Source organism: Halomonas sp. CKK8, assembly GCF_029625235.1.
Taxonomy (GTDB): Bacteria; Pseudomonadota; Gammaproteobacteria; order Pseudomonadales; family Halomonadaceae; genus Halomonas; species Halomonas ventosae.
In genome coordinates, this window is the sequence record NZ_CP121193.1 from 1,317,992 (window position 1) to 1,336,256 (window position 18,265).

At 71.1% G+C, this 18,265-nt stretch carries 18 protein-coding genes; 7 read left to right on the top strand and 11 right to left on the bottom strand.

Annotated features, from left to right (window positions below):
* Positions 1–14: 14 nt before the first annotated feature.
* The 6 genes from mreC to tldD are packed head-to-tail and all read left to right on the top strand — an operon-like array spanning position 15 to position 8,855.
* Positions 15–929, top strand: a complete 915-nt coding sequence (gene mreC, locus P8934_RS06210; RefSeq protein WP_278034004.1) for a rod shape-determining protein MreC — start codon at positions 15–17, stop codon at positions 927–929.
* The gene (gene mreD / locus P8934_RS06215; RefSeq protein WP_133635931.1) at positions 929–1,417 is read left to right on the top strand and encodes a rod shape-determining protein MreD; all 489 of its coding nucleotides are present in this window, start codon (positions 929–931) and stop codon (positions 1,415–1,417) included. The genes mreC and mreD overlap by 1 nt, the downstream gene beginning before the upstream one ends.
* Positions 1,418–1,445: 28 nt before the next feature.
* On the top strand, positions 1,446–2,051 hold the full coding sequence (locus P8934_RS06220; protein ID WP_278033400.1) for a Maf family protein: 606 nt from the start codon (positions 1,446–1,448) through the stop codon (positions 2,049–2,051).
* Between the two features lie 33 nt (positions 2,052–2,084).
* Positions 2,085–3,548, top strand: coding sequence for a ribonuclease G (gene rng, locus P8934_RS06225; RefSeq protein ID WP_278033401.1), 1,464 nt, complete (start codon positions 2,085–2,087; stop codon positions 3,546–3,548).
* 4 nt (positions 3,549–3,552) lie between these two features.
* Positions 3,553–7,404 carry an AsmA-like C-terminal region-containing protein gene (locus P8934_RS06230; RefSeq protein ID WP_278033402.1) on the top strand — a complete coding sequence of 1,284 codons (3,852 nt, stop codon included), beginning with the start codon at positions 3,553–3,555 and terminating at the stop codon, positions 7,402–7,404.
* Positions 7,401–8,855 carry a metalloprotease TldD gene (tldD, locus tag P8934_RS06235; protein WP_278033403.1) on the top strand — a complete coding sequence of 485 codons (1,455 nt, stop codon included), beginning with the start codon at positions 7,401–7,403 and terminating at the stop codon, positions 8,853–8,855. Before P8934_RS06230 ends, tldD begins: the two co-directional genes overlap by 4 nt.
* A gap of 187 nt (positions 8,856–9,042) precedes the next feature.
* Here the strand turns inward: tldD and yjgA are convergent, their stop codons facing one another.
* Positions 9,043–9,549, bottom strand: coding sequence for a ribosome biogenesis factor YjgA (gene yjgA / locus P8934_RS06240; RefSeq protein WP_278033404.1), 507 nt, complete (start codon positions 9,547–9,549; stop codon positions 9,043–9,045).
* A gap of 119 nt (positions 9,550–9,668) precedes the next feature.
* Between yjgA and pmbA the strand changes: the two genes are divergently transcribed.
* Complete coding sequence (pmbA, locus tag P8934_RS06245; RefSeq protein ID WP_278033405.1) at positions 9,669–11,009, top strand: metalloprotease PmbA; 1,341 nt, start codon at positions 9,669–9,671, stop codon at positions 11,007–11,009.
* Between the two features lie 3 nt (positions 11,010–11,012).
* Here pmbA and P8934_RS06250 read toward each other — a convergent pair whose 3' ends face one another.
* From P8934_RS06250 to P8934_RS06295, 10 genes are all read right to left on the bottom strand, one after another.
* On the bottom strand, positions 11,013–11,282 hold the full coding sequence (locus tag P8934_RS06250) for an HPr family phosphocarrier protein (protein WP_278033406.1): 270 nt from the start codon (positions 11,280–11,282) through the stop codon (positions 11,013–11,015).
* Positions 11,283–11,286: 4 nt separating this feature from the next.
* A complete protein-coding gene (rapZ, locus tag P8934_RS06255; protein WP_278033407.1) occupies positions 11,287–12,207 on the bottom strand; it encodes an RNase adapter RapZ in 921 nt (306 codons plus the stop codon).
* Positions 12,208–12,257: 50 nt separating this feature from the next.
* Positions 12,258–12,743 (bottom strand): PTS IIA-like nitrogen regulatory protein PtsN, encoded by a 486-nt coding sequence (gene ptsN / locus P8934_RS06260; RefSeq protein ID WP_133635922.1) that lies wholly within the window; start codon positions 12,741–12,743, stop codon positions 12,258–12,260.
* Between the two features lie 6 nt (positions 12,744–12,749).
* Positions 12,750–13,058: a ribosome-associated translation inhibitor RaiA gene (gene raiA / locus P8934_RS06265; RefSeq protein WP_089846043.1), complete on the bottom strand. Its 309-nt coding sequence runs from the start codon at positions 13,056–13,058 to the stop codon at positions 12,750–12,752.
* Between the two features lie 170 nt (positions 13,059–13,228).
* Complete coding sequence (locus tag P8934_RS06270) at positions 13,229–14,653, bottom strand: RNA polymerase factor sigma-54 (protein ID WP_278033408.1); 1,425 nt, start codon at positions 14,651–14,653, stop codon at positions 13,229–13,231.
* A gap of 142 nt (positions 14,654–14,795) precedes the next feature.
* Positions 14,796–15,521, bottom strand: coding sequence for an LPS export ABC transporter ATP-binding protein (gene lptB / locus P8934_RS06275; RefSeq protein ID WP_278033409.1), 726 nt, complete (start codon positions 15,519–15,521; stop codon positions 14,796–14,798).
* Positions 15,521–16,051 (bottom strand): lipopolysaccharide transport periplasmic protein LptA, encoded by a 531-nt coding sequence (gene lptA, locus P8934_RS06280; RefSeq protein WP_278033410.1) that lies wholly within the window; start codon positions 16,049–16,051, stop codon positions 15,521–15,523. Before lptA ends, lptB begins: the two co-directional genes overlap by 1 nt.
* A complete protein-coding gene (lptC, locus tag P8934_RS06285) occupies positions 16,048–16,632 on the bottom strand; it encodes an LPS export ABC transporter periplasmic protein LptC (protein WP_278033411.1) in 585 nt (194 codons plus the stop codon). Before lptC ends, lptA begins: the two co-directional genes overlap by 4 nt.
* 3 nt (positions 16,633–16,635) lie before the next feature.
* Entirely contained in the window at positions 16,636–17,193 is a 558-nt protein-coding gene (locus P8934_RS06290) for an HAD hydrolase family protein (protein ID WP_278033412.1), read from the bottom strand.
* Between the two features lie 43 nt (positions 17,194–17,236).
* Complete coding sequence (locus P8934_RS06295) at positions 17,237–18,232, bottom strand: KpsF/GutQ family sugar-phosphate isomerase (RefSeq protein WP_278033413.1); 996 nt, start codon at positions 18,230–18,232, stop codon at positions 17,237–17,239.
* Positions 18,233–18,265: the final 33 nt, after the last annotated feature.

An 18,265-nucleotide genomic window follows, 5' to 3' on the forward strand; every position in this document is an offset into this window, starting at 1 on the left:
GGGGGGGACGCCCTATCAAGCCGCTGTTCTCGCATGGACCGCTGCCGGGCTATCGCATGCTGCTGTGCGTGATCCTGGCGTCGGCGCTGATGTTCGCCGATACGCGCTTCACCCGCATGGAGCCCGTGCGGGCGCAGCTCTCCACCCTAGTGGCCCCCATCCAGTGGCTTGTCAGCCTGCCCAGTGACGTCCTCAACTGGGCCTCGCTGGCGCTCTCCGATCAGCGAGCCCTGGTGGACGAGAATCGTCGCCTGCGCGAGCAGATCCTGACGCTGTCGCACCGCGTGCAGCGCATGGCCAGCCTGACCGCCGAGAACGTGCGGCTGCGGGAGCTGCTCGCGGCCACCCGTCAGCGCGACATGCCCTACATCACCGCCGAGCTGCTCTCGCTGGACCCCGACCCCTTCACTCACCAGATGGTCATCGACCGCGGTCGCCGGGACGGGGTCTACGTCGGCCAGCCGGTGCTGGATGCCTCGGGGCTGGTCGGCCAGATCACCGCCACCTCGGCCTATTCCAGCCGGGTGCTGCTGCTGGCGGATGCGAGCCACGCCCTGCCGGTGCAGGTCAACCGCAACGGGCTGCGCTTCATCCTCCAGGGGTCGGGCAGCTACGACGCCCTCAATGTCACGCATGTGCCTGACACCGCCGACATCCGCGCGGGCGACCTGCTGACCACCTCGGGCCTGGGCGGGCGCTTCCCGCCGGGCTACCCGGTGGCCAGGGTCGCCGACGTGGTCCATGACCCTGGCCAGCCCTTCGCCCGGGTCACCGCCGCGCCCGTGGCACAGCTTCAGCGTTCGCGCCACTTCCTGCTGCTCTTTCCGCCCGCGCCGCCCGCCGCGCCCCCGGAGGGCGAGCTGGCCGCCCCGGCCCTCGAGGCGGCCCGTCGCATCGGCACGGCGGCGACCGACGAGGAGGCGCCCTGATGGCCACATCCCCGCCCGCCAACCTGCTGTGGATCTGGGTGACCCTGCTGTTGTCCCTGTGCCTGCAGGTGATGCCGCTGGCCGATGGCTGGCAGGTATGGCGCCCCGACTGGCTGGGCCTGATGCTGATCTACTGGTGCATGCGCGAGCCGCTGCGGGTCGGCGTCTTCCACGGCTTCGTGCTGGGCCTGCTGATGGATCTCATCGAGGGCGCGCCGCTCGGGCAGAATGCCCTGTTGCTGTCGCTGCTGGCCTTCCTCTGCGCCCTGGTCTATGCGCGCTTCCGGGCCTATTCGCTGGTCCAGCAGGCGGTGCTGATCTTCGTGCTGCTGGGCATGGTCCAGCTGGCCGAGCAGTGGCTCAGGGCCCTCTTCGGGCCCGTCTCGATGCACCTCTCCTTCCTGCTCTCAGCGCTGATCGGGGCGGTGCTCTGGCCCTGGCTGACCACCCTGTTCGAGGCGCTGGGACGCCGCCTCGCCCGCGACTGATCCTCTTGCCACCCGATCTGGAGCCGCCATGCCCCCCGACCCCGTGCTCTGCCTGGCCTCGGCCTCGCCGCGCCGCCGCGACCTGCTCGCCACGATCGGCGTGGCGGTGGAGGTGCGTCCCGTGGACATCGACGAGACGCCGGGCGCCGGCGAGGCGGCGCACGACTATGTGCTCCGCCTGGCCCGTGAGAAGGCCCTGGCCGGCGCCCGCCACTCGGCGCTCCCCGTCCTGGGGTCGGATACCGCCGTGGTGTGCGACGGTGCGATCCTCGGCAAGCCGGCGGGGTGCGAGCAGGCCGCGACCATGCTGCGGGGGCTGGCCGGCCGTGCCCACGAGGTGCTCACCGGGGTGGCGGTCACCGGCCCCGCCGGGCTGCTCACGGCCTGCGTGACCACCCGCGTCTTCCTGCGCCCGATCAGCGACGCCGAGCTCGCCGCCTACTGGGCCACCGGGGAGCCGGCGGACAAGGCCGGCGGCTATGCCATCCAGGGTCTGGCGGCGGTGTTCGTCGAGCACATCGAGGGGAGCCACTCGGCGGTGGTGGGGCTGCCGCTCTTCGAGACCGCCGAGCTGATGGCCCGGCAGGGCGTGCCGCTCTGGAACGGGGCGCTCCCGAGCGGGCCTATGTCATAATGGCCGCAGACTTTTCTGGACAAGGATTTCCGCATGAGCGGTGAAGTACTCATCAACCTGACGCCGATGGAAACCCGCGTCGCCGTGGTGGAGAACGGCGTGCTGCAGGAGGCCTTCATCGAGCGGGCCCGGCGCCGCGGCATCGTCGGCAACATCTACAAGGGCAAGGTGGTGCGCGTGCTGCCGGGCATGCAGGCCGCCTTCGTCGACATCGGCCTGGACCGGGCCGCCTTCATTCACGCCCACGAGGTGATGCCCCCCGGCACCCCGGCCGACGAGCAGGTCTCCATTGCCCAGCTGCTCCACGAGGGCCAGGCCCTGGTGGTGCAGGTGACCAAGGACCCGATCGGCTCCAAGGGGGCGCGTCTGACCACCCACCTCTCGGTGCCCTCGCGCTACCTGGTCTACATGCCCGATTCGCCCCACCACGGGGTCTCCCAGCGCATCGAGGACGATATGGAGCGCGAGCGCCTGCGCGGGCTGGTGGAGGCGGCCGGCAGCGAGCAGCAACTGGAGGTGACCGGCGGCTTCATCGTGCGCACCGCCGCCGAGGGCGTCGGCGTCGAGGAGCTTGCCGCCGACATGCACTTCCTGCTGCGCCTGTGGCGGCGGGTGAGCGAGCGCAAGGTGACCGCCCCGGCCCCCAGCGTGGTCTACGACGACCTGCCGCTGTTCATGCGCACCCTGCGCGATGTCATGCGCGACGACATCGAGAAGGTGCGCATCGACTCCCGGGAGAACTACGTCAAGCTGATCGAGTTCGCCCAGGAGTTCATGCCCGCGGCGGTGGAGCGCATCGAGCACTATGCCGGCGAGCGGCCGATCTTCGACCTGTTCAGCGTCGAGGACGAGATCCAGAAGGCGCTGGGGCGCAAGGTGCAGCTCAAGTCGGGCGGGTATCTCGTCATCGATCCCACCGAGGCGATGACCACCATCGACGTCAACACCGGCGGCTACGTGGGCCATCGCAACCTCGAGGAGACGATCTTCAAGACCAACCTCGAGGCCGCCACCGCCATCGCCCGCCAGCTGCGGCTGCGCAATCTCGGCGGCATCATCATCATCGACTTCATCGACATGGACGACCCGGAGCACCAGCGCCAGGTACTGCGCATGCTCGAGAAGTCGCTGGAGCGCGACCACGCCAAGACCAAGTGCACCGGCGTCACCGAGCTGGGCCTCGTCCAGCTGACCCGCAAGCGCACCCGGGAGAGCCTGGAGCAGACGCTGTGCGAGCCCTGTCCGACCTGCGCGGGGCGCGGCACCCTCAAGACCCCGGAGTCGGTCTGCTACGAGATCTTCCGCGAGATCCTGCGCGAGGACCGGGCCTACAGCGCCGAGACCTATGCCGTGCTGGCCTCCCAGGCGGTGGTGGATCGCCTGCTCGACGAGGAGTCCGCCGCGGTGGCCGACCTGGAGGAGTTCATCGGCAAGCCGATCCGCTTCCAGGTGGAGACCCACTACTCCCAGGAGCAGTACGACATCGTGCTGATGTGAGCCCATGTCCCTGACCCGCCTGGTCGCTCGTTGGCTGTTGACCCTGGTGGCGCTGCTGCTGGCGCTGCTGGCGGTGCTGACCCTGGTCCTGCGCCTGCTGCCGGTACTGCTCGAGACGCAGGGCCCGCGGCTGGAGCGCCTGCTCTCCGCGCGCTTCAACGCGGTGGTGGAGGTGGACGCGCTGACGGCCGGCCTGCAGCGGTACGACCCGCACCTGGCCATCGACGACCTGCAGATCCGCTCCCGGGAGGGGCTGGGGCACGTCCCGCTGCTCGAGGTGGAGCAGGCCGAGCTGCGCCTGGACAGCCTCGCCAGCCTGGCTGCCGGCGTCCCCCTGGTGGCCGATGCCCGGCTGCAGGGCGTGACCGTGCACCTCTACCAGGACGAGGCTGGGCGGTGGCACTGGCCGGCCCCCGCGGAGCTTCCCCCCGAACTGGTCCCCGAGACCACCTTCGACCTCGAGCGCCTCGACTTCTGGGTCGGCATGCTGCTGCGCCAGAGCGCCTGGGTCGAGGAGGTCAGCCTGGTGCTGCATGGCCGCAAGGAGCGCGCCGTGCTCAAGGCGCCCCGGCTGGTGATGACGGGGGACGCCCGGCGCACCCACCTCGAGGGCGAGGTGCTGGTGGAGGGGCAGCGCGAGCAGGCCATCCGGGCGGTGATGGAACTGGTCCCCGGGCCGTCCGGGCTGCGCGACTTCAGCGCGGCCCTGCAGGCCGAGATGCGGCTCGACAGCCTGCTGGGGCTCTCCGAGGTGCTGGGCTATGGCGACGCCCTGCGCCTGGAGGCGGCCAGTGGCGAGGCGCGCCTGTGGGGCCGCTGGCATGCCGGCCGGCTGGCCGACCTGCGCCTCGACGTCGAGGCCCCGCTGCTGGCCCTGGCTCAGCCCGAGTCCGCCGACGAGGCGTCGCCACCGGCCATCGTGCTCAACCGTGTCTCGGCCCGCGGCCAGTGGCTGCGCGAGGCGTCGGGCTGGCAGGCCTGGCTCGAGGGCGATGCGCGCAGTGCCGACTGGGCCCGCCCCGACGGGGAAGGCGACGCGGCGGCCACGGGGCCGGCCGTGCCCCGCTACTGGCATGCCCGCAGCCGCGACGATGGCTGGTGGCTCAACACCAGCGAGTTCGACCTCGGGGCCCTGGCCGCCTGGCGCGACCGGCTGCCGCTGCCGGAGGCCCTGGCGCGGGTCATCGACAGCCTCGACCCGCGCGGACGGGTCACCGGCCTGGGGCTGGGCCGCGAGGGCGGCGACTGGGTCGCCCGGGCGTCGGCCTCAGAGGTGGCGGTCTCCCCCTGGCAGCATGCCCCCGGAGGCGGCCCTCTGGACGTCTGGGTGACCTCCCGGGACCTCAGGGGCCACGTCGAGTTCGCCGGCCGCGACAGCCGGCTGCACTTTCCGCGGGTGTTCGGCTCGCCCATGGCGCTCTCCCGGGCCAGCGGCGTGATCGACTGGGCCTACGATGGCCCGCGCAGTTTCATCAGCGGGCGCGAGCTCGAGGTCGAGTGGAACGGGGCCCGGGTCGAGGGCGGCTTCGGGCTCTCGGTGGGCGGTGGCCAGCGCGGCGGCTTCGGGCTCCAGCTCGACCTGCACGACGTGGACGCCATCGAGACCCCGCTGGTCGACTGGCTGCCGGTGGGCGTGCTGGGGCCGGAGCTCACCGACTGGCTGGTCGAGGGGGTCGCCGGCCGGGTGCCGGAGGGCTCGCTGCGCCTCCATGTGCCGCTGAGCCGTGAGGGAGTGAAGGTCGAGCCGGCCCTGGAACTGGCCCTGGCGGTGGAGGAGGGGCGACTCTCCTTCGCGCCCGGCTGGCCGGCCCTCGAGGGGGTCGGCGGGCGGCTGAGGATGGCCGACGGGACCCTGACGGCGGAGGTGGAGCGCGCCGAGAGCCTGGGGGTCGAGGCACGCGGCGGCGAGGTTCGTCTGGCGGACGAGCGACTCGCGGTGAGCGGTGAGCTCGAGGCCTCCGCCGAGGCGCTGCGCCGCTACCTGCTGGCGCTGCCCGTGGAGGGCATGGAGGCAGTGGAGGCGTGGCAGGGCGAGGGCCTGGCCTCCGGTACCCTGGACCTGGCCCTGACCCTGGGCGAGCCCGGCTCCCTGGAGCTTGACATCGCCACCGAGGCGGACTTCCCGAGGCTCGTCCATGCCCCCCTGGCGCTGGCGTTCCGTGAGCTCCAGGGCCCGCTCGCCTGGCGTCAGCGCGGCGAGGAGGGCGGCCTGGAGGGGCGCCTGGCAGGGCGGCTCCTGGGCGGGCCCGTGACCAGCGAGTTCGACACCCTGGCCGGGGGGCTCGACCTCGCCGGCACCGCCGAGGCAGAGGCCATCGCCGAGTGGAGTGGCATGCCGGTCCTCGGCGGCCTGATGGAGGGCCAGCTGCCCTGGCAGGGCCGCCTTTCGCTCGGCGACGAGGGCGCCTCGCTGCGCCTCGACAGTGGCCTGGAGGGGCTGGCCATCGCCCTGCCCGAGCCGCTGGGCAAGCGCCGCGAGGCACGCCTGCCCCTGCAGCTGACCTTCGACCTGGCCGGGGGGCGCCTCGATGGCCGCCTGGGCGACCGGCTGGGCCTGCGCTGGCGCGAGCTCGATGGGGGCGCCTCCGGGCAGGGGCAGGCATGGCTGGGGCGGCGGCCGGACGCCTGGCCCCGCGAGCCCGGCTGGCGCGTCGAGGCCTACCAGCCGCGACTGCCGCTGGCCGACTGGGCCCGTGCCCTGTCGCCGCTGGTCGCCCGGGGGGGCCGCGGAGAGGGGAGTCGTGGCGCACCGGCGGCACTCTCCTCGCTGTCCCTCCGCACCGACTGCCTGCAGGTGCAGTCACGCTGCCTGGGTTCGCTGGCGGTGGAGGGGGGGCCCCGCGGCGGGGGCTGGGAGCTGGACCTGGACGGCAGCCTGGCCAGCGGCCACCTGTCGTATCGCCCCGCCCTGGGGGAGCCCCTGGATATCGCGCTGGAACGGCTGGCACTGGACGCCCTGGTGCCGCCGGCCAGCGGCGGCGGCCAGCTGCTGGACGAGCTCGATGTACCGCCCGACGCGACCCCGCTGCCGGAGGGCCTTGACGCCGTGCCCGACGGGCGGCTGCGGATCGCCGAGATCGCCTGGCAGGGGCAGCGCCTCGGCCCCTTCAACGGACGCTGGCGGTCGTCGGCCGACCGGCTGGTGGTCGATCCGCTGGGCCTGACGCTCGGCCAGATCAGCGCCCATGGCAACCTGGTGTGGGAAGCGAGCGGGGCCGGCGACAGCCTGACCCGGGCGCGGCTCGACCTGGACGGTCGGGACCTGGGCACTGCCCTGGCGGTGCTGGGCCAGCCGGTGGCCGTGCGCAGCGCCGAGACCCGGGTGAGGAGCCAGCTAGCCTGGCCGGGGGCCCCCTGGCAGTTCGCCCTGGCCCGCTCGCGGGGCAGTCTCGAGGTGGCGCTGCGCGATGGGCGCTTCGTCAACATCGAGTCGCCCTCGGCGCGGGTCGTCGGCCTGCTCAACGTCGACAACCTGCTGCGCCGGCTGAGGCTCGACTTCTCCGATGTCACCGGCCAGGGGACTGCCTTCGATCGTGTCACCGGTGAAGCTACCCTGTATGGTGGAGTGCTGGAAACTCGCGGGCCGGTGGAGATCGAGGGGCCGGCGACCCGTTTCACCCTCGACGGCAGCGTCGACCTGGCGCGCCGGGAACTCGACCAGCGCCTGGCCGTCACAGTGCCGGTGAGCAGCAACCTGCCGCTGGCGGCGGTTCTGGCCGGCGCCCCGGTGGTGGGGGGTGCCCTGTTCCTCGCCGACAAGCTGTTCGGCGACGCCATCGACCGCGTGACCCGAATCCACTACCGCGTGCAGGGCCCCTGGACCTCACCGCGGATCTCTCTGGAAAGTGCCGAATGACATCACAGACTCACGCCATGCTCGACGAGGCCTCCGCTGTTCTGCTGACGCCCGGCGGCCTCGACCTCGCGGCCCTCGATGACGGGCTCGGCCACGCCATGGGCCCGGGAACCGACTATGCCGACCTCTACTTCCAGCGCAGCTGGCACGAGGGCTGGGTGCTGGAGGACGGCGAGGTCAAGGAGGCCAGCTACAACATCGACGGTGGTGTCGGGGTGCGCGCCCTGGCCGGCGAGAAGACCGGCTTCGCCTACTCCAACCAGATCACCGCCGATGCCCTGGCCGAGACCGGTCGCACCGCCGCCGGGATCGTGCGCCGCGGCGAGCGGCTGGCGGTGGCGCCGGGCGTGGCCATGGCGAGCCAGGCCCGCTACGCCGGGGTCGACCCGCTCACCGGCCTCTCCGCGGAGGACAAGATCGCCATGCTCAAGCTCGCCGACCGGATCGCCCGGGCGGCGGACCCCTCGGTGGCCCAGGTCAGCGCCTCGCTCACCGGGGTCCACGAGGTGGTGCTGGTGCGGGCCAGCGATGGCACCCTGGCGGCCGACATCCGCCCGCTGGTGCGCTTCAACGTGAGCGTGATCGCGGTGCGCAACGGGCGCCGCGAGCGGGGCAGCGCCGGCGGTGGCGGTCGCTACGCCATGGCGCGGCTGCGTGACGAGAATGTCGCCGAACGCTATGCCCGGGAGGCGGTGAGGCAGGCACTGGTCAACCTGGAGGCCGTGGAGGCGCCGGCCGGCCAGATGCCGGTGGTGCTGGGGCCGGGCTGGCCGGGCATCCTGCTCCACGAGGCGGTGGGCCATGGCCTGGAGGGGGACTTCAATCGCAAGGGCAGCTCTGCCTTCGCCGGGCGGATCGGCGAGCGGGTCGCCTCGCCCGGCGTCACCGTGGTCGACGATGCCACCCTCGCCGACCGGCGCGGCTCGCTCTCCGTCGACGACGAGGGGACCCCGGGCCAGAGCACCACCCTGATCGAGGACGGCATCCTGACCGGCTACATGCAGGACAAGCTCAATGCCCGACTGATGGGCATGGCGCCCACCGGCAACGCGCGGCGCGAGTCCTTCGCCCACCTGCCGATGCCGCGCATGACCAATACCTACATGCGCGCCGGCAGCGACGACCCGGCGGACATCCTGAAGAGCGTGAAACGCGGCCTCTATGCGGTGAGCTTCGGCGGTGGCCAGGTGGACATCACCTCCGGCAAGTTCGTCTTCTCGGCAAGCGAGGCCTACCTGATCGAGGATGGCCGGATCACCGCGCCGGTGAAGGGGGCGACCCTGATCGGCAACGGCCCCGAGGCCATGGGTCGGGTCTCGATGATCGGCCACGACATGGAACTCGACACCGGCATCGGCGTCTGCGGCAAGGAGGGACAGGGCGTGCCGGTGGGCGTGGGCCAGCCGACGCTCAAGCTCGACGAGCTGACCGTGGGCGGCACGGCATCCTGAGTAAACGTGCCTGCGCTCGCCCATACGGCGTTGGCGCTCGGCTCGCCATGCTCATTTGGGGCCCCTAAACTCCGCTGGCTCGCCGATCGCCGCCGGTGACCCACAGGGATGTGGGAAATGCGTAGGCCCGTAGGGAACGGGTCTAGCCCTGGCCTTAGCTCGGCGACGTTCCGCCCGGGGGGCAGGCCTATAGTCCCGCGGTATCGCGGATCAGCCGGAAGAGTCGGCGGGCGTTGGTCGGGGGCTTACCCTGTTCCCGCTCGCGGCGGGCATTGCGGATCAGCTGGCGCAGGGCCTGGCGGTCGACCTCGGGGAACTCGTCGACGAAGGCCTCCACGGCCGCGTCGCCCTCGGCGATCAGCCGGTCGCGCCATGCTTCCAGGCGGTGGAAGGCATGGTCACGGCGCAGCGTCTCGTTCTCGATCTCGTCGAACACCGCCTGGATGCCGTCGAGGTCCTCGCCGCGCATCAGCTTGCCGACGTACTGCATGTGCCGCCGGCGGGCCTCGCGGGCCTTGATGCGCCCCGTCTCCTCGATGGCCCTCAGCAGGTCGTCGGAGAGCGGGAAGCGGGCACGCTGGGCATCGCTCATGGCGATGATCTGTTCGCCGAGCTGCTGCAAGGCCTGCATCTCGCGCTTGAGCTGGGACTTGCTGGGCCGCTCGTCGGCCGGGGAGAGGTCATCCTGGGTCATGCCGGTTCCACTTGGTCGGGATCGAATTGCGCGACAGTATATCAGCCCGCGACACGCGGCTGGACAATGCACCATCGACAGGGCCGGCCCGATGGCCGGCCGAGTGAGGAGAGACGTTCATGACACAGGCTTTCGATGCCGCCGCGCAGCAGACCCTGCTGGAGAGTCGCGCCCGGATGGCCCTGGAGCTGGCCCGTCGGCTGGGGGCTGATGCCTGCGAGGTGGGGGCGAGCGTCGACCAGGGCGTCGGCGTCAGCGTGCGCGAGGGCGAGGTGGAGACGGTCGAGCTGTCCCGTGACCAGGGGATCGCCGTGACCGTCTATGTCGGGCAGCGCAAGGGCAGTGCCTCCTCCAGCGACGCCGGCGAGGCCTCGGTGCGTGCCGTGGTCGAGAAGGCCCTGGCGATCGCCCGCCACACCGGCGAGGACCCGGCCTCGGGCCTGGCCGATGCGCGGCTGATGGCGACCGACTTGCCGGACCTCGATGTCCACCATCCCTGGCCGCTGACCATCGATGAGGCCACCGACCTGGCGCTGCGCTGCGAGTCGGCCGGCCGAGGCATGGCAGGCATCAGGAGCTCCGATGGCGCCAGCCTCTCCAGCGGCGAGGGGGTGCGGGTCTACGCCAACAGCCATGGCTTCCTGGGCAGCCAGTGCGGCAGCCGCCACTCGCTCTCCTGCATGCTGATCGCCGAGGACGAGAACGGCATGCAGCGCGACTATGACTACACCAGCGCCCGTGCCCCCCGCGACCTGGCCGCCGCCGAGGCGGTGGGGGAGAGTGCCGCGCGCCGCACCCTGCGTCGCCTGGGCGCCCGGCGACCGGCCACCGGGCGGATGCCGGTGCTCTTCGACCCGACCCTCGCTAGCGGCCTAGTCGGCCACCTGATGGGGGCAATTGCCGGGGGCGCCCTCTATCGCGAAGCCTCCTTCCTGTGCGACCGGCTGGACACCCCGCTCTTCCCCGCCTGGTTCAGCCTCGGCGAGCGGCCCATGGAGGTCGGCGCCATGGCGAGCTCGCCGTTCGACGGCGACGGGGTGCAGACCCGCGACAATGTCTTCGTGCGCGATGGCCGTCTGGCCAGCTACATGCTCTCGGCCTACAGTGCCCGGCGGCTGGGCCTTCAGACCACCGGCAATGCCGGCGGGGCGCGCAACCTGCGCATCACCGCGCCACTGGAGCGTCGCGAAGCGCTGCTCGCCCGCATGGGCCGCGGCGTGCTGGTCACCGAGCTGATGGGGCAGGGGGTCAACGGCGTGACCGGCGACTACTCCCGCGGCGCCGCCGGCTTCTGGGTCGAGGACGGCGAGATACGACACCCGGTGGAGGAGTTCACCATCGCCGGCAATCTGGAGACGATGTTCCAGGGCCTGGTGGGCGTCGCTGACGATACCGATACCCGCGGCAGCATCCATACCGGCAGCTGGCTGGTCGACGAGATGATGGTGGGCGGCAGCTGAACGTCAGCCGTCCTCGTCGAAGCGGGCCTCGAAGAGTGCGGTGATGGCCTCGAGGGCCGCCTCGGCGTCTTCCCCCTCGGTACAGACCTCGAGTTCGGTGCCGCAGGGGGCGGCGAGGATCAGCAGCGACATGATGTTGCCGGCGTCGGCCTGCTGGTCACCGCGGTATACGGTGACCCGGGCGTCGTAGGGCTGGCAGCACTGCACCAGCTTGGTGGCAGCGCGGGCATGCAGGCCGCGCCGGTTGGTCAGGGTCAGCTTGCGACTCGGCACGCTTTCAGGTTCCTTCCTGGGCGGAATTGTCCGCGGCCATCTCCTGGCCGGCGGGGAGGGTGATCTGGACCCCCAGTTCCCGGTGGCGCAGCCGCACCCCGTCCTGCCGGCTCGCCAGCCGGTCGGCCAGGCGCTCGGCCAGGTAGACCGAGCGGTGCTGGCCGCCGGTGCAGCCGATGGCCACGGTGAGGTAGCTGCGCTGGCTGGCCCGATAGTGCGGCAGCCAGCGCTCTACCCAGGCGAGGATGTCGTCGAGCATCTCGCCGACGACGGGGTAGCCGTCGAGGAAGGCGATGATGCTGGGGTCGCGTCCCGTGGCGTCGCGCAGCGCCGGGTCCCAGTAGGGGTTGGGCAGGCAGCGGGCATCGAAGACGATATCCGCGTCCAGCGGGACACCGCGCTTGAAGCCGAAGGACTCCACGGTCAGGGTCATCCGCTCGGCCCGGTGGCCGGCGACCTGGTCGGTGATGCGCCCGCGCAGCTCGTGCACCGAGAGGCGCGTGGTGTCGATCACCAGGTCGGCGAGGTCGCGGATCTCGGAGAGCGACTGCTCCTCGGTATCGATTGCCTCGGCGAGGGTCATGTCGCTGCCGCGGGTCAGGGGATGCCGGCGGCGGGTCTGGGAGTAGCGCTCGAGGAGAATGCGCGCGTCGGTGGTCAGATAGACCACCTGGCAGTCGACCCGGCGGCCACGCAGCTCCTCCAGAAGCTCGGGGAAGCGCTCGAGGGCGGCGGGCAGGTTGCGGGCATCGATGCTGACGGCGATCGAGGAGCGCAGCGAGCGGTCATCCTGCAGCTCATCGACGAGCGGGCCGAGCAGCATGGCCGGCAGGTTGTCGATGGCGTAGTAGCCCAGGTCCTCCAGCGCCTGCAGCGCGATCGACTTGCCGGAGCCTGAACGGCCACTGATGATCACAAGCTGCATGCGGGTCTCCTGGTCATGGGGGTGGCCGGGCAGGCCCGAGGCGGGAGGGGTCAGCCTCCCTGGCTGCCGGCCGGGGCCTGTCGTCGGATCGCCTCCGTGAGGCGCTCATGGAGTTCGCGCTGGCTGCTGCTGTGGCGCAGACGGGCACGGGTGTCGGCATCGTTCATCACGCCGGCCACCTGGCCGAGCAGGGCGAGGTGGGCCTCGTCGGCCTCCTCCGGGACCAGCAGCACGAAGACCAGGTCGACCGGCTCGCCGTCGATGGCGTCGAAGTCCACTGGCTCGGCCAGCTTGAGGAAGCCGGCGATGGGCGCCTTGCAGTGGGGGTTGCGGGCATGGGGGATGGCGACCCCGTTGCCGATACCGGTACTGCCCAGCCGCTCGCGCCCGATCAGCCGGCTGAAGACCTCCTGGCTGTCGAGGCTGGGGGTGTTCTGGGCAATGAAGGTGCTGAAGAACTCTAGCACCCGTTTCTTGCTCCCCCCGGGCACATCGAAGAGGGTGCGCTCGGGGGGCAGGATGGCGTCCAGTGTCATGACGGATCAGCGGGCGCCGGCGCCCTGGGCGCGGGCCTGGGCCTTTTCCTTGTGCTTGACCAGCTGGCGGTCGAGCTTGTCGGCCAGGGCATCGATGGCGGCATACATGTCATTTTCCATGGCCTCGGCATGGAGGTCGGCACCGGCAGCATGCAGGGTACAGGCCGCCTGCTGGCGCTCCTTCTCCACGGAGAGGGTGACCTGCACGTTGGTGATGTTGTCGTAGTGGCGCTCGACGCGGGTGAGCTTCTCTTGCACATAGTCACGCAGGGCGTCGGTCAGTTCCACATGATGGCCGGTGATATTGACTTGCATGACACGCTCCTTGCTCTTTCGGGTTATGGGTCGATTGTAACCCTTTTTGCTGCCCTGCATACCCCCTCGGTCGAGGGGATTCGAGGGGCGCATGACCGGCGTCATTTCAACTGCTTGCGTCCACGAGGGAGGAGGAAGTCCGGCGGCTGCGGGAGCGCCAGCGGCAGGCGTCAACGCAGCCGCTTGCGCTCGCTGGAGGAGGGGATGCCCATCGCCTCGCGGTACTTCGCGACCGTGCGCCGCGCGACGCTGATGCCGGCCTCCTCGAGCAGGGTGACCAGCCGGCTGTCGGAGAGCGGCTTGCGTGCTGGCTCGTCCTGGATCAGCTTGCGGATGCGCGCCCGGATGGCAGTGCTGGAGTGGGCATCCCCCTCGCCGCTGCCGCCCCCCACCTGGCTGGAGAAGAAGTACTTGAGCTCGAACATCCCGCGCGGGGTGTGGATGAACTTCTGGGTGGTGACCCGCGAGATGGTCGATTCGTGCATCTCCACCACCTGGGCGATGTCGGCCAGGATCAGCGGTTTCATCGCCTCCTCGCCGTGCTCCAGGAAGTCGAGCTGGCGCACCATGATCTCCCGGCCCACGCGCAGCAGGGTGTCGTTGCGGCTGGAGAGGCTCTTCATCAGCCAGCGAGCCTCCTGCAGGTGGTCCTTGAGGAACTGGTTGTCCTCGCTCTTGTCGGCCCGTCGGATCAGGGCGGCATAGTCGGGCTGGATCCGCAGCCGCGGCATGGCCTCCGGGTTCAGCTCCACCTGCCAGCCATCGCGGGTATGGCGGGCGATCAGGTCGGGGATGACATAGGCGCCATCGCTGTCGGTGAAGCCGCTGCCGGGTCGGGGGTCCAGGGAGCGTACCAGCGCGATCACCGTGTCCAGGGCGTCATCGTCGAGCCCCAGCCGGCGCTTGAGCAGGCGGCGGTCGTCGCCGGCGAGCGCCTCGAGGAACTGGCGGACCAGGCGGCGCGCCTGGGGCAGCAGCGGGGTGTCATCGGGCAGGGTGGCCAGCTGCAGCATCAGGCACTCGCGCAGGTCGCGGGCGAAGACCCCCGTGGGCTCGAACTGCTGCAGGCGCAGCAGCACCTGCTCGACCTCGCGGGTCTTGAGACCTTCGAGCCCCTGGGCCCTCAAGCCGTCACGGATCTCCTCCAGGGGTTGGGTCAGGTAGCCGTCGCCGTTGACGCCATCGATCAGGCTCTCGGCGATGCGCAGCTGGCGCTCGTCCAGGTCGGTCATGGCGAGCTGCCAGGCCAGGTGGCCCTGGAGGCTCTGGCCCGTGGCCTGGCGCTCGAAGTCCGGCCCCTCGCCGCTGCCGCCGGCGGGCGCGGTACCCAGGTCCTGGTAGGTGTCGGACCAGTCGCTGTCGGTGCTGAGCTGGTCGGGTATCTCGCTGGCCCACTCCTCGTCGGGGGCCTCGCTCACCGCCTGCTCGCCGAAGTCGTCCTCGACCTCGAGCATCGGGTTGGATTCCAGCGCCTGCTGGATCTCCTGGCGCAGATCCAGGGTCGAGAGCTGCAGCAGGGCGATGGCCTGCTGCAGCTGCGGGGTCATGGTCAGCTGGGTGCCGACGCGCAGTTGCAGGGACGCCTTCATGGCCATGAGACGAATGCCCTCGACTTGCCGAAAACCCCAACCCTAGCCGCTGGCCAGGGGGCATGCAAGCGCAAAATCTGCAACAATCGTGCCATGCGCAATCTTCATGCCGTCGCGGAATAACGACAGACATATCAGATGATTGCGGTCAGAGGCGGAAGTCCTCGCCGAGGTAGACCTCGCGGACCCGCTGGTCGGCGAGGATCGCCTCGGCATTGCCCTCGGCGATGATGCGCCCGTCACCGACGATGTAGGCGGTGTCGCAGATGTCGAGGGTCTCGCGGACATTGTGGTCGGTGATCAGCACCCCGATGTCACGGGCCTTGAGCTGGCGGATGATGCCCTTGATCTCGCCCACCGAGATGGGGTCGACCCCGGCGAAGGGTTCGTCGAGCAGGATGAAGGCGGGTTCCGTGGCCAGGGCCCTGGCAATCTCGACCCGGCGGCGTTCGCCCCCGGAGAGGCTCATGCCGAGGTTGTCGCGGATATGCGTCACGTGGAAGTCCTCGAGCAGCTGCTCGAGCCGGGCCCGGCGCCCGGCGCGGTCGAGGTCCCGGCGGGTCTCGAGGATCGCCATGATGTTGTCGGCGACCGACAGCTTGCGAAAGATCGAGGCCTCCTGGGGCAGGTAGCCGATGCCGGCCCGTGCCCGCTCGTGCATGGCCGCCGTGGAGAGGTCGAGGTCGTCGATACGGACTTCCCCGGCGTCGGCCCGCACCAGCCCGACGATCATGTAGAACGAGGTGGTCTTGCCAGCGCCGTTGGGACCGAGCAGCCCGACGATCCGGCCCTGCTCGATGGAGAGGCTGATGTCCTGCACCACCCGGCGGCGCTTGTAGCTCTTGGCCAGGTGGAGGGCGCTCAGGGTCTTCATCACTGGCCGTCCTGCTGCTCGGGTTCCAGGGTCATGCGCACGCGCTGGCGCTCCTCGACGCCCTCGGCGTCGGCGCGGGCCTGGACCACGCGACGGTCGAGGAAGTACTCCAGATAGCCGCCGTCGAAGGTGTCGCCGCCCTGGTGCAGCTCGGCGCGGTCGATCAGCTCGATGCGGCGCTCGGCGACGTGGTAGACGATGGTGCGTCCCCAACCGCGCACCAGCGGCTCGTCCGGGGCGGGCTTCTGCTCGATATAGGCGCGCTCGCCGGTGGCGGTGGCGCGGGTCAGCTGGCCCTGGTCGTTGCGCTGGATCTCCACCCTGGCGCCGGTCAGCTGCATGCTGCCCTGGCGGATATCCACGTCGCCGGTATAGACGGCGGTGCCGGCACGGTCGTCGAGGTCGAGACGATCGGCCGCGACCTCGATCGGGGCGCTGGCATCACCCTCCAGGGCCTGGGCCGGGGGGCTGCCCAGTAGCAGGCCGATGACGCCGAGGGTCAGCAGGGGGGCGAAGGGGGGGCGCGTCATGACTCGGGCTCCTCGCGGGTGTCGGGCGGATGGTGGCCGCGCACATTGTCGGTCAGCCGGGCGCGGTTGTCATGGATCCAGGCGTCGAAGCGCTCGCCACGCATCCGCTGGGGCGGCTGGCGCAGCAGGGCCGGGGTCTCGCTCCAGGCATGGCCGCTGTCGGCGTCGAAGTGGAGGACCTCGGTATCGAGCTGCCAGCGCTCGGCGGGGGCCAGGAGTCGTGCGTCGCCGGTGAGGGTCAGCGGGTTGCCGCCCGCCCCCAGGGTGCCTCGCTCGCCGCTGGCCAGCCAGACCCGGCCCGAGTCGTCCAGCAGGCGTCCCTGCGGCTTCTCCAGGCGCGTGACGTCATCATGCGGGGTGTGGGTCAGGCGAGGGGAGTCGAGCCGCTGGTGGGGGCGTCCCCCGGCATCGAAGCGGGTCAGCCGGGCGTCCTCCAGGTAGTAGTCCGGCTCGCCCGCCTCGCCGCCCGGCACGGGGCCGGGGAGCGGGGTGTCGCGCAGGTCGAGCAGTGCCAGTCCGCCGCCCAGGGCGAGCAGCAGCAGGAACAGGCCGGCGCGGAAGCCGGGGCGCGGCAGGCGCATGGCTCAGGTGGTGCCGTGCAGGTAGGTGTCGAGCACCGCATCCCAGTGCCCCTGGGCCTGGAGCAGGGTGTCACAGATCTCGCGCACGGCACCATGGCCGCCCGCGGACTCGGTGACCCAGTCGGCATGCTTGCGGATATAGGCCGGCGCGCCGGGCACGCTGATGCCGACCCCGGCGCGCCGGATGGGGGCCACGTCGGGCATGTCGTCACCGCAGTAGGCGACCTGCTCGAGCTCCAGTCCCAGGCGGCTGCACAGCTCGCGCAGCACGCTGAGCTTCTTCTCGGCCCCCTGAAAGACATGCTTGACGCCCAGCGCGGCGGCGCGTCGGCTGACCATCGGCGAGTCGCGGCCGGTGATGAAAGCCACCACGATGCCGGCACGCTGCGCCAGCTTGATGCCATGGCCATCGTGGGTGTGGAAGGCCTTGATCTCGACGCCATCGGCCTGGAAGTAGAGGCGGCCGTCGGTGAGCACGCCGTCCACGTCCAGGGCGAGCAGGCGGACGCGGCGCAGGCGGTCGACGAGTTGGCTGTCGAGCAGGGGGGAATCGAGGCTCATGGTGTCTCCAGCGGTCTGGGGCTTGGGGTGGGCATACAGGGCGTCAGATGACGCCGCTGGCGAGCAGGTCATGCATGTGCAGGGCACCGACCGGGCGGCCGTCGGCATCGACCACGGCCAGCGCCGAGATGCGGTTGTCCTCCATGATGCGTACCGCCTCGGCGGCCAGGGTATCGGGGGCGACCCGCTTGCCGGGACGGGTCATGACATCGTCGACGGTGAGGCCGGAGAGGTCGCTGTGCTGGTCGAGGGTGCGGCGCAGGTCGCCGTCGGTGTAGACCCCGGCCAGGCGCCCGTCGGCGTCGACCACGCAGGTGAAGCCCAGTCCCTGGCGGGTGATCTCCAGCAGGGCATCGCGCAGCGGGCTGCCCAGGTCGACCCTGGGCAGTCGGGCCCCCTCGTGCATCAGATCGGCAACCCGCAGCAGCAGGCGCTTGCCCAGGCTGCCGCCGGGGTGGGAGAGGGCGAACTCCTCGGCGGTGAAGCCGCGCGACTCGAGCAGCGCCACGGCCAGGGCGTCGCCGAGCGCCAGGGCGGCGGTGGTGGACGAGGTGGGGGCCAGGTCCAGCGGGCAGGCCTCGCGCTCGACCCCGGCATCCAGGTGGGCCTCGGCGTGCCGGGCCAGGGTCGAGCCCGGCCGGCCGGTCATGCTGATCAGCGGCGTGCCCATGCGCTTGAGCAGGGGCAGCAGGGCGGTGACCTCGGCGGTCTCGCCGGAATTGGAGAGGGCCAGCACCACATCGCCAGGGGTGATCATGCCCAGGTCGCCGTGGCTGGCCTCGCCGGGATGCACGAAGAAGGCCGGCGTGCCGGTGCTGGCCAGGGTGGCGGCGATCTTGCCGGCGACATGGCCCGACTTGCCCATGCCGGTGACCACCACGCGTCCGCGACAGGCCAGGATCAGCTCGCAGGCGTGGTCGAAGGCGTCGTCGAGGCGTCCCGCCAGGGCGGCGATGGCCTGCTGTTCCAGTTCCAGGGTGCGGCGGGCACTCTCGCGCAGGAGGGAAGTGCCGGCCGCTGAGGGAGCGTCATGGGTCATGGCGGTGATTGTTGCCCGTTGTGGGGTTTCACT

What these genes read in the sequence shown, in the direction of transcription:
- mreD (WP_133635931.1), top strand. Translation starts at nt 929, where the DNA reads ATGGCCACATCCCCGCCCGCCAACCTGCTGTGGATCTGGGTGACCCTG.
- P8934_RS06220 (WP_278033400.1), top strand. Translation starts at nt 1,446, where the DNA reads ATGCCCCCCGACCCCGTGCTCTGCCTGGCCTCGGCCTCGCCGCGCCGC.
- rng (WP_278033401.1), top strand. Translation starts at nt 2,085, where the DNA reads ATGAGCGGTGAAGTACTCATCAACCTGACGCCGATGGAAACCCGCGTC.
- P8934_RS06230 (WP_278033402.1), top strand. Translation starts at nt 3,553, where the DNA reads ATGTCCCTGACCCGCCTGGTCGCTCGTTGGCTGTTGACCCTGGTGGCG.
- tldD (WP_278033403.1), top strand. Translation starts at nt 7,401, where the DNA reads ATGACATCACAGACTCACGCCATGCTCGACGAGGCCTCCGCTGTTCTG.
- yjgA (WP_278033404.1), bottom strand. Translation starts at nt 9,549, where the DNA reads ATGACCCAGGATGACCTCTCCCCGGCCGACGAGCGGCCCAGCAAGTCC.
- pmbA (WP_278033405.1), top strand. Translation starts at nt 9,669, where the DNA reads ATGACACAGGCTTTCGATGCCGCCGCGCAGCAGACCCTGCTGGAGAGT.
- rapZ (WP_278033407.1), bottom strand. Translation starts at nt 12,207, where the DNA reads ATGCAGCTTGTGATCATCAGTGGCCGTTCAGGCTCCGGCAAGTCGATC.
- ptsN (WP_133635922.1), bottom strand. Translation starts at nt 12,743, where the DNA reads ATGACACTGGACGCCATCCTGCCCCCCGAGCGCACCCTCTTCGATGTG.
- raiA (WP_089846043.1), bottom strand. Translation starts at nt 13,058, where the DNA reads ATGCAAGTCAATATCACCGGCCATCATGTGGAACTGACCGACGCCCTG.
- P8934_RS06270 (WP_278033408.1), bottom strand. Translation starts at nt 14,653, where the DNA reads ATGGCCATGAAGGCGTCCCTGCAACTGCGCGTCGGCACCCAGCTGACC.
- lptB (WP_278033409.1), bottom strand. Translation starts at nt 15,521, where the DNA reads ATGAAGACCCTGAGCGCCCTCCACCTGGCCAAGAGCTACAAGCGCCGC.
- lptA (WP_278033410.1), bottom strand. Translation starts at nt 16,051, where the DNA reads ATGACGCGCCCCCCCTTCGCCCCCCTGCTGACCCTCGGCGTCATCGGC.
- lptC (WP_278033411.1), bottom strand. Translation starts at nt 16,632, where the DNA reads ATGCGCCTGCCGCGCCCCGGCTTCCGCGCCGGCCTGTTCCTGCTGCTG.
- P8934_RS06290 (WP_278033412.1), bottom strand. Translation starts at nt 17,193, where the DNA reads ATGAGCCTCGATTCCCCCCTGCTCGACAGCCAACTCGTCGACCGCCTG.
- P8934_RS06295 (WP_278033413.1), bottom strand. Translation starts at nt 18,232, where the DNA reads ATGACCCATGACGCTCCCTCAGCGGCCGGCACTTCCCTCCTGCGCGAG.